The organism is Streptomyces sp. NPDC048270 (assembly GCF_040652335.1).
GTDB lineage: Bacteria > Actinomycetota > Actinomycetes > Streptomycetales > Streptomycetaceae > Streptomyces.
In genome coordinates this window covers 319,213-332,313 of record NZ_JBEZLV010000004.1, presented here as the reverse complement: position 1 = coordinate 332,313, position 13,101 = coordinate 319,213, and the positions used below count along the sequence as shown (strand labels likewise).

The window sequence follows — 13,101 nt, the reverse complement described above, 5'->3', positions numbered from 1 at the left end:
GCGCTGGGGGAAGGCACCCCCAGTTATTGCGGATCGCGAGCGGCGGCGGTGCGTACCACGCGGGAACGATCACCCGCCCGCCGGATCAATCGGCCTGCCGCCGCGGCCGCCACGGCGGCGACCGCGGCCGCCGCGGGCAGCAGGTAGGCCGTCGTCGCACCCAGGCGGTCGACCGTCAGGCCGGCCGTGGCGGAACCGGCCGCGATCCCCGCGAGGATGGCGGTGACCGCGAGGGTCATGCCCTCGTTGAGGCGGCCCGCCGGGGTCAGGGCGTGGACCCGGGACATCGCGGTGACCATTGTCGGGGCCGTGGCCATGCCGGCCAGCAGCAGGGCCCCGGCGAGCGCGGGCAGCGAGCCGGTGGACGCCGCGGCCCAGGGCAGGGCCATGAGGACGGCCAGGGCGACCACGCAGGTCCGCAGGGTGCGGGGGCGCAGGGTGCCGTAGAGGAGCCCTGCCGCGCAGGAGCCCGCGGCCTGGAGGGCGAGGACCAGGCCGGAGGCGGCGCCCAGCCCGGCGGCGTCGAGGTAGGCGATCGAGGTGATCTCCATCGAGCCGAACACCAGGCCCAGGCAGCCGAACAGGGCCAGGAGCGGAGCCAGGGCGCGCAGCGGCGAGCCGTGGCGGGGCGCCGCACCCGTCGCCGGGGGCTCGGTGGAGCGCTGGGCGGTGAAGACCAGCATCCCGGTGAGGAAGAGGGCGGCGCCGGCGAGGGTGCCGGCCTCGGGGAAGACGGCCGTGCAGAGGAAGGCGGCCAGTACCGGGCCGAGCAGGAAGCAGAGTTCGTCCGCGGCCTGTTCGAAGGACATCGCGGTGTGGTGCGAGGAGGGGGCGCCGCGCAGCAGGTGGGTCCAGCGGGCCCGGGACATGCCCCCGATGTTGGGGGTGGTGGCGGTCGCCGCGTAGGAGGCGAAGAGGGTCCAGGCCGGGGCCCCGGTCCGGACGCACACGACCAGGCACAGCGAGCCGAGGACCGCGACCAGGGTGGCGGGCACGGCGACGCGGGCCTGCCCGTAGCGGTCGACGAGCCGGGCCGTCCAGGGTGCCACCAGGGCCGTGGCGGCCAGGCCGGTGGCCGTGACCGCTCCGGCGAGGGCGTACGAACCGCGCTGGCCGGCGATCATCATGACCGCGCTGACCCCGAACATGCCCATGGGGAGCCGGGCGAGCAGGTTCCCGGCGGTGAAGGCGCGGGTCCCGGGGAGGGCGAACAGGCGGCGGTACGGGCCGGGGGCGCGGCCCCGGCCGGCGGCGGGCGCGGCGGCGGGTACGGGGGCGGAGACGGGGGCCGGGGCGGGCGCGGGCGCCGCGGTGGCCGGGGCGGCGAGGACGAGCGTGGTGCCGGTGACGGTCATGAGGGGCATGGCAACCAGCCTCGGTCGGGCCCCCGTTCGGCGTCCAACACCTGTTCGGAGCCCATTCACCGGATTCTGTTGTTAGTCTCCTGGCGTGAATCCCCGTGATGTGGACGCCCGGCTGCTGCGCGGGTTCGTCGCCGCCGCCGAGGAGCTGCACTTCACCCGTGCCGCCGCCCGCCTCTACCTCGCCCAGCAGGCCCTCAGCCGCGATGTCCGCCGACTCGAAGAGGTTCTGGGGACCGCCCTGTTCGTACGGACCACCCGCGCGGTCGAGCTGACCGCCGACGGGATGCGGCTGCTGCCGCTCGCCCGGCGGGTGCTGGCCGCGCACGAGGACCTGGCCGCCGCCTTCACCGCCCCGCGCGTCCTCCTCGTCGACCTGAACACCGACGGTCCGAGCACGGGCCGCCGGGTCCTCGAACGGGCCCGCGAACTCGCCCCGGACTGCGAGCTGATGGCCCGCTTCGAGAGCGGCCTCACGCACGCCGCCGCCGAGATCGCCGCCGGCCGGCTCGACGTCGCCTTCGGGTACGCCGACGGGCTGGCCCCGGGGCTGCGGGCGCGCCTCGCGCAGGCGCCCGTGCGCTACGAGCCGCTCGCCGTGCTGCTGCCCGAGGGGCACCCGCTGGCCGCCGAGGACGCCGTACGCGTGGACGCGCTGGCCGGGGAGACCGTGTACGCGGGGGCCGGGAACCCGCGGACCGTGGAGTGGACGGAGCTGGCGCGCGAGCTGTTCGCCGGGCGCGGGATCGAGATGGCGCCGCCCGCCCCCGTCGCCGTGGGCAAGGAGGAGTTCCGCCGGGTGATGGCCAAGACCGGCCATCCGGTCCTGGTGACCGTGGACTTCCTCGACATGCCCGGCTGCGTGAAGCGCCCGCTGACCGACCCCGTACCGCTGTCCCCGCTGTCCATGGTGTGGCGGCGGGGTTTCGACCACCCCGGGCTGGACGCCCTGCGCGCGGCGGCCGCCGCGCTGGCCGCCGAGCACGGATGGCTGGGACCGCCCCCCGGCAGCTGGGTGCCCGCCCGGCTCACACACGGCGCCGGTGCCGGGTGAGAGCAAGGTTTCCCGGTGGTCATCCGGCGGGGACCGGGGCCGAAACGCGTCCTGCCTACGGTCGTGACCACGGACGCGACAGTTGTGGAGGGCGTGTGATGACCGGTACGACCGCACCGCGCAAGGGGGGCCGCTGGATCGAGCGGTGGCATCCCGAGGACGAGACGTTCTGGAAGGAGACCGGGGAGCGGGTCGCCCGCCGGAACCTGGTCTACTCCGTGCTCTCCGAGCACATCGGGTTCTCCATCTGGTCGCTCTGGTCCGTCATGGTCCTCTTCATGGGCCCCGAGTACGGGATCGACCCGGCCGGGAAGTTCTTCCTGATCGGCACCGCGACGTTCGTCGGCGCGCTCGTGCGGGTGCCCTACACCTTCGCCGTCGCCCGCTTCGGCGGCCGGAACTGGACCGTCTTCAGCGCACTGCTGCTGCTCGCGCCCACGGTGGCCGCGATGCTCGTCATGGAGCCCGGCACCTCGTACGGCACCTTCCTGGCCGTGGCCGCCCTCACCGGCGTCGGCGGCGGCAACTTCGCCTCGTCGATGACGAACATCAACGCCTTCTTCCCGCTGCGCAAGAAGGGCTGGGCGCTCGGCCTGAACGCGGGCGGCGGCAACATCGGCGTACCGGTGGTGCAGCTGGCCGGACTGCTGGTCATCGCCACCGCCGGGGCCGGCCACCCGCGGCTGCTGCTGGGCGCCTACATCCCGCTGATCGTGGCCGCGGCGGTGCTGGCCGTCGTGCGCATGGACAACCTGGCGCCCGTGCGCAACGACACCGGCGCGGTCCGCGAGGCGGTCCGGGACGCGCACACCTGGATCATGGCGTTCCTGTACATCGGCACCTTCGGGTCCTTCATCGGATACAGCTTCGCCTTCGGACTCGTGCTCCAGACCCAGTTCGGGCGCACCCCGCTGCAGGCCGCCTCGCTCACCTTCGTCGGGCCGCTGCTCGGCTCGCTGATCCGGCCGGTGGGCGGCGCGCTGGCCGACCGGTTCGGCGGGGCGCGGATCACCCTGGGGACCTTCGTGGCGATGGCGGCGGCGACCGGGGTGGTGGTGTTCGCCTCGCAGCGGCAGTCGCTGGAGGTGTTCCTCGTCGGGTTCGTGGCCCTGTTCGTCCTGAGCGGGCTCGGCAACGGCTCGACGTACAAGATGATCCCGGGCATCTTCCAGGCCAAGGCGCTGGCCCGCGGCATGAGCGGCGAGGCCGCCGCCGCGTACGGACGGCGGCTCTCCGGAGCCTCCATGGGGCTGATCGGAGCGGTCGGGGCGCTCGGCGGGCTGGGCATCAACCTGGTCTTCCGGGAGGCGTTCCTCAGCTCCGGATCGGGCACGGCGGCCTTCGTGACCTTCCTCGGCTTCTACGCCCTGTGCTGCGCGGTGACCTGGGCGGTATACCTTCGCCGGCCGGCGGCCGCGATCGCCCCGGCGGCCGGGGCCGAGGCGAAACCGCAGCTCACGTCGGTGTAACCGGGGCGAAATACGGGTGAACCGAGTCCGACACGCCGCCTTGGCAGGCTCGGTCCACCCGCACCGCCCCCCATGCACGTCACGAGGCAGGTCACGATGGACGACACCAAGACAGGTCCGCTCGCGGGCTTCACCATCGGCGTCACCGCCGCCCGGCGGGCAGACGAACTCATCGCCCTGCTGCGCCGGCGCGGGGCCTCCGTGCTGCACGCGCCCGCGCTGCGGATCGTCCCGCTGGCCGACGACGGCGAACTGCTCGCCGCCACCAAGGAACTGATCGGCTGCGCGCCGGACGCGGTGGTGGCCACCACCGCGATCGGGTTCCGCGGCTGGATCGAGGCCGCCGACGGGTGGGGGGTCGGCGAGGAACTGCTGGCGCGGCTGCGGACCACCGAACTCCTGGCGCGGGGGCCGAAGGTGAAGGGCGCCATCCGGGCCGCCGGGCTGGTCGAGGCCTGGTCCCCGGAGTCGGAATCGCTCGCCGAGGTGCTGGAGCGGCTGCTGGCGGGCGGGGTGGCCGGGCGGCGGATCGCCCTGCAGCTGCACGGGGAGCCGCTGCCGGGCTTCGTCGAGGCGCTGCGGGCCGGCGGGGCCGAGGTGGTGGTGGTCCCGGTCTACCGGTGGATGGCGCCGGAGGACCTCGCCCCGCTGGACCGGCTGCTGGACGCGGTGGTGGGCGGGGCGGTGGACGCGGTCAGCTTCACCTCCGCCCCGGCGGCGGCCTCGCTGCTGTCCCGGGCCGAGGAGCGCGGCGTACGGGAACCGGTGCTGGCGGCGCTGCGGGGCGGGGTGCTGGCCGCGTGCGTGGGGCCGGTGACCGCGCTGCCGCTGCAGGCGCACGGGGTGGACACCGTGCAGCCCGAGCGGTTCCGGCTGGGCCCGCTGGTCCAGCTGCTGTGCCAGGAGCTGCCGGGCCGGGCACGGGTGCTGCCGGTGGCCGGGCACCGGCTGGAGATCCGCGGGCACGCGGTCCTGGTCGACGAGGAGCTGCGGCCGGTGCCGCCGGCCGGGATGGCCCTGCTGCGGGCCCTGGCCCGGCGGCCGGGCTGGGTGGTGGCCCGGGCGGAACTGCTGCGGGTGCTGCCGGGGGCGGGGCGCGACGAGCACGCCGTGGAGACCGCGATGGCCCGCCTGCGGGTGGCGCTGGGGGCCCCGAAGATGATCCAGACCGTGGTGAAGCGGGGCTACCGGCTGTCGCTGGACGCGGGCGGCGAGGCCAAGTACGGGGAGCCGTCGGCCCCGTGACGCACGGGGAGGTCCTGGGCTAGCGTGCGGCAATGATCATTGACGGCGTGGAGATGAGGGGCCTGGAAACCGGCGACGCCGCCGGGCTGGCCGTGGCCTACGCGCGCAACCGGGCGTTCATGGCGCCCTTCGAACCGGCGCGGCCGCCGGAGTTCTACACCGAGCGCGGCCAGCGGGCCCGGATCGAGGGCATGCTCGCGGACCGGGACGCCGGCCGGATGGTCCCGTACGTGCTCGTCGAGGCCGTGGGCGGGGCGCCGGTCGGCGCGATCAACCTCGGCTCGATCGCGCTCGGTCCGCTGTGCAGCGGAGGCGTGGGCTACTGGGTGGACCAGGACTGGAACGGCAAGGGCCTGGCCACCGCCGCCCTGGAGCAGGTGTGCCGGGTCGCCCGCGAGGAGGTGGGCCTGCACCGGGTGGAGGCCGGGACCCTGCTCGGGAACCTCGCCTCGCAGCGGGTGCTGCGCAAGGCCGGCTTCGAGGAGTACGGGATCGCCCCGCGCTACCTGCACATCGACGGCGCCTGGCGGGACCACCGCCTCTTCCAGCGCCTCCTGCACGACGATCCCCCGGCGCGGTAGCCCTCCCGGACCGGTCCGGAGCCCCGCCGGGGGCTTCCACTCGTACGCGCGGGGCGGCACTCTGGTGGAGCGCCCCACGACGCGAGGCGGTGACGGGCATGCGGTTCGACTCCGGCCGGGTCTGCCTGGACCTGGTGGCCACTCTCGCCCCCCACGAGGGGCTTGCGGACGGTGACGGGCTACGGCTGTGGCTGGCCGGAGCCGGGCTGGTGCCCGACCGGACGCCGCTCGCCCGGGTCGGCCCGGACTGGGCGGCCGCCTTCCGCTCCCTGCGCTCCGACGTGGAGACCCTCGTACGGGCGGAACTGGACGCTGCCGCGCCGTCGCCCGCCACGGCGCAGGCCCTCGCCCGGGTCAACGCGCTGGCCGCCGGGCCACCCCCGGGCCTGTGTGCCGTACGGGACCGGGAAGGGCACCTGGTACGGGAGTTGTGCGGCGGCGTGGAGTGCGGCGCCCTGCTCGCGGCCGTGGCCCGCGACACCGTCGAGCTGCTCACCGACCCGGGCGACCTGGCGCTGCTGAGGGCCTGCGAGGGCGACGGCTGCACCCGGGTCTACCTGGACACTTCCCGCGGCCACCGGCGCCGCTGGTGCTCCAGCGAGCTGTGCGGCAACCGCGAGCGCGTCGCCCGGCACCGCCGCCGGGTCCTGGCCGCGGGATCCGTCTAGGCGGTCCGGTCCGCCCCGCACGCCGTCCGGTCCGCCCGCACGCCGTCCGGTCCGCCCCGCACGACTCCGCCCGGCGCGGTTCCGGAACGGGCGTGCGGACAGGGGGCCGATTCGCGTACGGTTGACGGTCGCCCATGCACGTCAGAAGGGGGCCTTGGTGGCCGCGCAGAATGCCGCTGTCGACAGCACGGCGGATTCCGTCCGAGATCGGGAGATCGCGGTCGAGCAGACGCATCTCGACCAGGTGTACAGACGCCTCGAGGAGAAGATCCACGAGGCCGAGTTCCTGATGAACGACGCCGCCAAGCGCGGTCAGGTGGGCACCCCCGGTGCCCTCGCCGAGCGCGACGCGCAGGTCTTCCGGGCGGGCATCCACCTGAACCGGCTCAACAACGAGTTCGAGGACTTCCTCTTCGGCCGCGTCGACCTGGTGCTCGGCAAGGACGGGGAGCGCGGCCCGGACGGCGCCTACACCTCCGTCGAGCCCGCCGACGACGCGATCCGCGAGGACCTCACCGCCGACATCGCCGAGACCCTGCACATCGGCCGCATCGGAGTCCTGGACTCCGACTACGCGCCGCTGGTCATCGACTGGCGGGCCCCGGCGGCCGCGCCGTTCTACCGCTCCACGCCCAAGGACCCCGGCCGCGTCGTGCGCCGCCGCGTCATCCGCTCCAAGGGCCGCAAGGTGCTGGGCGTCGAGGACGACCTGATGCGCCCCGAGGTCACCGCCTTCCTGGACGGCCGGGAGCTGCCCGCCATCGGCGACGGCGCCCTGATGGCCGCGCTCGGGCGGGCCCGTACGCACTCGATGCGGGACATCGTCTCCTCCATCCAGGCCGAGCAGGACCTCGTCATCCGCGCCCCCGCCGCCTCCGTCGCCGAGGTCGCGGGCGGGCCCGGCACCGGCAAGACCGCCGTCGCCCTGCACCGCGCCGCCTACCTGCTCTACCAGGACCGGCGCCGCTACTCCGGCGGCATCCTGATCGTCTCCCCGACCCCGCTGCTCGTCGCGTACACCGAGGGCGTGCTGCCCTCCCTCGGCGAGGAGGGCCAGGTCGCCATCCGGGCGCTGGGCTCGCTGGTCGACGGGGCCGAGGCCACCACGTACGACGACCCGGCCGTGGCCCGGATCAAGGGCTCCTCGCGGATGCTCAGGGTGCTGCGCAAGGCCGTACGGGGCGCCCTGGAGCTCGGCGGCGCCCCCGACCGGCTGCGCGTGGTGGCCTTCGGGCGGCGCCAGGAGCTGGAAGCCGACGAGCTGAACCGGATCCGGCAGAACGTGCTCGGCGGCACCGCGCCGGTGAACCTGCTGCGCCCGCGCGCCCGCAAGCTGCTCCTCGACGCCCTGTACGCCCGGTCCGGCCAGTCCGGCCGGCACAGCGACCCGGAGCTCGCCGCCGAGCTGCGCTCCGCCTTCGACGAGGACATCTCCACCGAGGACGCCTTCATCGACTTCCTCGACCGCTGGTGGCCGGAGCTCACCCCGCGCGGGGTGCTGGCGGCGATGGCCGACGAGCGGCGGCTCGGCCGCTGGTCGCGCCGCGAGCTGAACCCGCGCGAGACCCGCCAGCTGGCGCGCTCGCTGCGCCGGGTGGGCCCCGACGGCAAGGGCCCCCTGTCGGTGCACGACGTGGCGCTGCTGGACGAGCTCCACCAGCTGCTCGGCGCGCCCGCCCGGCCCAAGCGGAAGCGGGAGATGGACCCCTTGGACCAGCTCAGCGGGCTGGAGGAGCTGATGCCGACCCGGGAGGAGACCCAGTGGGAGCGGGCCGAGCGGCTCGCGGCGGAACGCACCGAGTACGCGCACGTCATCGTGGACGAGGCCCAGGACCTGACGCCGATGCAGTGGCGGATGGTGGGCCGGCGGGGCCGGACGGGCACCTGGACGGTGGTCGGCGACCCGGCGCAGTCCTCCTGGACCGACCCGGAGGAGGCGGCCGCGGCCCGCGACGAGGCCCTCGGGTCCCGGCCGCGCCGCCGGTTCACGCTGACGGTGAACTACCGCAACCCGGCGGAGGTCGCCGAGGTCGCGGCCCGGGTGCTGCGCCTGGCGATGCCCGGCATGGAGCCGCCGTCGGCGGTGCGCTCCACGGGCCTGGAGCCCCGCTTCGCGGCCGCGGCGGACGATCTGGGCGCTGCGGTCCGGGAGGAGACCCGCAGGCTGCTGGAACAGGTCGACGGCACCGTCGGCGTGGTCGTGGCCATGGACCGGCGCGCGGAGGCCGCGGGCTGGCTCGCCGGGCTCGGGGAGCGGGCGGTGGCGCTGGGCAGCCTGGAGGCCAAGGGCCTGGAGTACGACGCCACGGTCGTCGTCTCCCCGGCGGAGATCGCGGACGAGTCCCCGGCGGGCCTGCGGGTGCTGTACGTGGCGCTGACGCGCGCGACGCAGCAGCTCACGGTGGTCTCGGCGGAGCGGGACCGGCCCGACGCGGCCGGCGTGCCGGAACTGCTGCTCCCGTAGGGCCCTCCCGGCCGTGCGCGCGGGGCTCGCGCCCGCCGTACGGCCGGATGGTCCGCGGCCAGGAGCGTGGTCCGCGCAACCGGCCGCCGGGAGGGGGACCGCATTCGGCGATCCTTTGTTAGCCTGGTGAAGGCACCGACTCGATCCAAGCCCCCGGGCCCAACCTTCGTCGCTTAGAGCGACCACTTGCCGCGAGGCGAGCATGGCGGGTCGGTGTCATAGACGTAGAACAGGTCCGTCCCCTCCACGTGTGGAGGGGGCGGACCTGTTTTGTATGGACCCACCATTCCGCACACCCCCGTTATCTCGTATGGTGGAAGTGTCTTTCCGAAGTTTGTAGCTGGTTACCTTGTACCGGCTGGTAGGTGGGACGATCGGACAACAGGTCCCGCCACGCCGCCTGCTGTGTGCCGGGCCCTGTGTGTACAGCGAAAACCAGGGACAGAAGAGGAACACGGCCATGGCAACGGCGCCCAGCGTCTCGTATTCGATGACGGTCCGCCTGGAAGTGCCCGCGAGCGGAACCGCGGTCTCCCAGCTCACCACCGCCGTGGAGTCCTCCGGCGGCTCGGTCACCGGCCTCGACGTGACCGCCTCCGGCCACGAGAAGCTCCGGATCGACGTCACCATCGCCGCGACCTCCACCGCGCACGCGGACGAGATCGTCGAGAAGCTGCGGGGGATCGAGGGCGTCAGCCTCGGCAAGGTCTCCGACCGCACCTTCCTCATGCACCTCGGCGGCAAGATCGAGATGGCGTCCAAGCACCCCATCCGCAACCGTGACGACCTCTCGATGATCTACACCCCGGGCGTGGCCCGCGTGTGCATGGCGATCGCCGAGAACCCCGAGGACGCCCGCCGCCTGACCATCAAGCGCAACTCCGTCGCAGTCGTGACGGACGGCTCGGCCGTCCTGGGCCTGGGCAACATCGGCCCGATGGCCGCACTGCCCGTCATGGAGGGCAAGGCGGCCCTCTTCAAGCGCTTCGCCGGCATCGACGCGTGGCCCATCTGCCTCGACACCCAGGACAGCGACGAGATCGTCGCCATCGTCAAGGCGATCGCCCCCGGCTTCGCGGGCATCAACCTCGAGGACATCTCCGCGCCCCGCTGCTTCGAGATCGAGGCCCGCCTGCGCGAGGCCCTGGACATCCCGGTCTTCCACGACGACCAGCACGGCACCGCGATCGTGGTGCTCGCCGCGCTCACCAACGCACTGCGCGTGGTGGGCAAGGCAGTTGGGGACGTGAAGGTGGTCATGTCGGGCGCCGGCGCGGCCGGTACCGCCATCCTCAAGCTGCTCCTCGCGGCGGGCGTCAAGAACGCGGTGAGCGCCGACATCCACGGCGTCGTCCACGCGGACCGCCCCGACCTGGTCGACGCGGCCCCCGACTCCCCGCTGCGCTGGATCGCCGACAACACCAACCCCGAGGGCTACACGGGCACGCTGAAGGAGGCCGTGGCCGGAGCCGACGTCTTCATCGGCGTCTCGGCCCCCAACGTGCTCTCCGGCGAGGACGTGGCCGCGATGGCGGAAGGCGCGATCGTGTTCGCGCTCGCGAACCCGGACCCCGAGGTGGACCCGGCCGTCGCCCGCCAGACCGCCGCCGTCGTCGCCACCGGCCGCTCCGACTTCCCCAACCAGATCAACAACGTGCTGGTCTTCCCGGGTGTCTTCCGCGGCCTGCTGGACGCCCAGTCGCGGACCGTGAACACCGAGATGATGCTCGCCGCGGCGAGCGCCCTGGCGGACGTGGTCGGCGAGGACGAGCTGAACGCGAACTACATCATCCCGTCGGTCTTCAACGACAAGGTCGCCGGCGCCGTCGCGGGAGCCGTCCGCAAGGCCGCCACCGCCCCGGCGGGCTGACCGGGGCTGTGACCGCCCTCACGGGCGTCCCGCTCCCGGCGCGTCGCGAGATGCGGGCCGTGCGGGGCGCCTCTAGGGTTGCGGGGATGCCCGCGAGGTCCGCGGTGCGCAGCAGCGTATGGGCGAGGGCGTGGACGGAGCGTCACCGCGGCGTGACTGTGGCGCTTTTCGTGTGACCCCGGCGGGTGCCGGATTGGCTTTCCCGCCGCTGGTGGGGGCAGGATGCGTAACCGGGCGAGAGGGTCTGACGTTCAGACCCGGGTCCGGGGACTGTCCGAGGGCCCTGGCAGCATCGGCTTCGATCTCACGCCTCTAAGGCAAGTTGAACACGGGAGTACAACATGAACCGCAGTGAGCTGGTGGCCGCTCTGTCCGAGCGCGCCGAGGTGACCCGCAAGGACGCCGACGCCGTTCTGGCCGCGCTCGCCGAGACCGTCGGCGAGATCGTCGCCAAGGGCGACGAGAAGGTCACCATCCCCGGCTTCCTGACCTTCGAGCGCACCCACCGTGCCGCTCGCACCGCGCGCAACCCGCAGACCGGCGACCCCATCCAGATCCCGGCCGGCTACAGCGTGAAGGTCTCCGCGGGCTCCAAGCTCAAGGAAGCCGCCAAGGGCAAGTAGTCCTGCCCCGGCGCCGAAGGCCGCACAGGCCTTTGGAACGGCAGCAGTACGGCGAAGGGCGGCCACCCCGGACGGGGCGGCCGCCCTTCGGCCGTCCCGGGCCCTGCGGGCGGCCGCGGCGCCACGCCCCCGTCAGGAGCCCGAGGGGCGCCTGAGGGGCCATGAGAAAGCCCCCCGGGGCCCTTGCGGGGCCCGCGGGGGGCTTTCTGACGGTCCGACGGCCGTGCGAACGCTGCCGCGTACGGCTCAGACGAGGTCGCCGCCCGGCAGCTCGACCTTCGCGCCGAGCTCCACGAGCTTCTCCATGAAGTTCTCGTAGCCGCGGTTGATCAGGTCGATGCCGTGGACGCGCGAGGTGCCCTCGGCCGCCAGCGCCGCGATCAGGTACGAGAACCCGCCGCGCAGGTCGGGGATGACCAGGTCGGCGCCCTGCAGCTTGGTCGGGCCGGAGACGACCGCCGAGTGCAGGAAGTTGCGCTGGCCGAAGCGGCAGGCCGAGCCGCCCAGGCACTCGCGGTACAGCTGGATGTGAGCACCCATCTGGCCCAGCGCCGAGGTGAAGCCGAGCCGGGACTCGTAGACCGTCTCGTGGACGATCGAGAGGCCGGTGGCCTGCGTCAGGGCCACCACGAGCGGCTGCTGCCAGTCGGTCTGGAAGCCGGGGTGCACGTCCGTCTCCAGCGCGATGGCGTTGAGCGGACCGCCCGGGTGCCAGAAGCGGATGCCGTTGTCGTCGATCTCGAACGCCCCGCCGACGCGGCGGAAGGTGTTCAGGAAGGTCATCATCGAGCGCTGCTGGGCGCCGCGCACATAGATGTTGCCGCCGGTCGCCAAGGCCGCGGACGCCCAGGAGGCGGCCTCCAGGCGGTCCGGGAGCGCCTTGTGGTTGTAGCCGCCGAGGCGGTCGACACCGGTGATCCGGATGGTCCGGTCGGTGTCCATGGAGATGATCGCGCCCATCTTCTGCAGTACGCAGATGAGGTCCTCGATCTCGGGCTCCACGGCGGCGTTGCTGAGCTCGGTGACGCCCTCGGCCAGGACGGCCGTCAGCAGCACCTGCTCGGTCGAGCCGACCGACGGGTAGGGCAGGCGGATCTTGCAGCCGCGCAGGCGCTGGGGGGCCTCCAGGTACTGGCCGCCCTCGCGCTTCTCGATGGTCGCGCCGAACTGGCGGAGCACGTCGAAGTGGAAGTCGATCGGGCGTCCGCCGATGTCGCAGCCGCCGAGGCCGGGGATGAAGGCGTGGCCGAGGCGGTGCAGCAGGGGGCCGCAGAACAGGATCGGGATGCGCGACGAGCCCGCGTGGGCGTCGATGTCGGCGACGTTCGCGCTCTCGACGTGGGTCGGGTCGAGCACCAGCTCGCCCGGCTCCTCGCCGGGACGGACCGTCACCCCGTGCAGCTGGAGCAGCCCGCGCACGACCCGGACGTCACGGATGTCGGGAACGTTGCGCAGCCGACTGGGTCCGCTTCCGAGCAGAGCGGCGACCATGGCCTTGGGCACGAGGTTCTTCGCACCGCGGACACGGATCTCGCCCTCGAGCGGGGTGCCGCCGTGGACAAGCAGTACATCGTCACTGACTGTGCCGGTCATGAATCTCGCGTTCCGGAGTGGGGTGGGCAGGGGGCCAGTGAAAAGAGTAAGGGCCACCACCCCTTTGTTTGTATGGCTGACGCGGCCGTAGGACTGTCATGAATTCGGTACAACACCCTCCGTACCCACCACATGGCGGAGCGTCGCCTTCCGCTCGCGCCGCCCGCACGCCC

10 protein-coding genes are annotated in these 13,101 nt (G+C 73.6%); 8 read left to right on the top strand and 2 right to left on the bottom strand.

The features are described from left to right. Positions 1-23 precede the first annotated feature (23 nt). Complete coding sequence (locus AB0D66_RS06545; RefSeq protein ID WP_362297658.1) at positions 24-1,355, bottom strand: MFS transporter; 1,332 nt, start codon at positions 1,353-1,355, stop codon at positions 24-26. A 94-nt stretch (positions 1,356-1,449) separates the two neighbouring features. Here AB0D66_RS06545 and AB0D66_RS06540 point away from each other — a divergent pair, with 94 nt between their 5' ends. From AB0D66_RS06540 to AB0D66_RS06505, 8 genes are all read left to right on the top strand, one after another. Next, the gene (locus AB0D66_RS06540; RefSeq protein WP_362297525.1) at positions 1,450-2,415 is read left to right on the top strand and encodes a LysR family transcriptional regulator; all 966 of its coding nucleotides are present in this window, start codon (positions 1,450-1,452) and stop codon (positions 2,413-2,415) included. Between the two features lie 98 nt (positions 2,416-2,513). Continuing rightward, the gene (locus AB0D66_RS06535) at positions 2,514-3,884 is read left to right on the top strand and encodes a nitrate/nitrite transporter (protein WP_362297522.1); all 1,371 of its coding nucleotides are present in this window, start codon (positions 2,514-2,516) and stop codon (positions 3,882-3,884) included. 72 nt (positions 3,885-3,956) lie between these two features. Continuing rightward, entirely contained in the window at positions 3,957-5,129 is a 1,173-nt protein-coding gene (locus AB0D66_RS06530; RefSeq protein WP_362297519.1) for a uroporphyrinogen-III synthase, read from the top strand. A gap of 32 nt (positions 5,130-5,161) precedes the next feature. Beyond that, on the top strand, positions 5,162-5,710 hold the full coding sequence (locus AB0D66_RS06525) for a GNAT family protein (protein ID WP_362297516.1): 549 nt from the start codon (positions 5,162-5,164) through the stop codon (positions 5,708-5,710). Between the two features lie 98 nt (positions 5,711-5,808). Beyond that, positions 5,809-6,378 carry an ABATE domain-containing protein gene (locus AB0D66_RS06520; RefSeq protein WP_362297513.1) on the top strand — a complete coding sequence of 190 codons (570 nt, stop codon included), beginning with the start codon at positions 5,809-5,811 and terminating at the stop codon, positions 6,376-6,378. Positions 6,379-6,535: 157 nt separating this feature from the next. Next, on the top strand, positions 6,536-8,842 hold the full coding sequence (locus tag AB0D66_RS06515; protein ID WP_362297510.1) for a UvrD-helicase domain-containing protein: 2,307 nt from the start codon (positions 6,536-6,538) through the stop codon (positions 8,840-8,842). A 460-nt stretch (positions 8,843-9,302) separates the two neighbouring features. Continuing rightward, positions 9,303-10,712, top strand: coding sequence for an NAD-dependent malic enzyme (locus AB0D66_RS06510; RefSeq protein WP_362297507.1), 1,410 nt, complete (start codon positions 9,303-9,305; stop codon positions 10,710-10,712). Positions 10,713-11,053: 341 nt separating this feature from the next. Continuing rightward, positions 11,054-11,335, top strand: coding sequence for an HU family DNA-binding protein (locus AB0D66_RS06505; RefSeq protein WP_007264399.1), 282 nt, complete (start codon positions 11,054-11,056; stop codon positions 11,333-11,335). 246 nt (positions 11,336-11,581) lie between these two features. Here AB0D66_RS06505 and murA read toward each other — a convergent pair whose 3' ends face one another. Continuing rightward, a complete protein-coding gene (gene murA / locus AB0D66_RS06500; RefSeq protein ID WP_361750803.1) occupies positions 11,582-12,928 on the bottom strand; it encodes a UDP-N-acetylglucosamine 1-carboxyvinyltransferase in 1,347 nt (448 codons plus the stop codon). Between the last annotated feature and the right edge of the window lie 173 nt (positions 12,929-13,101).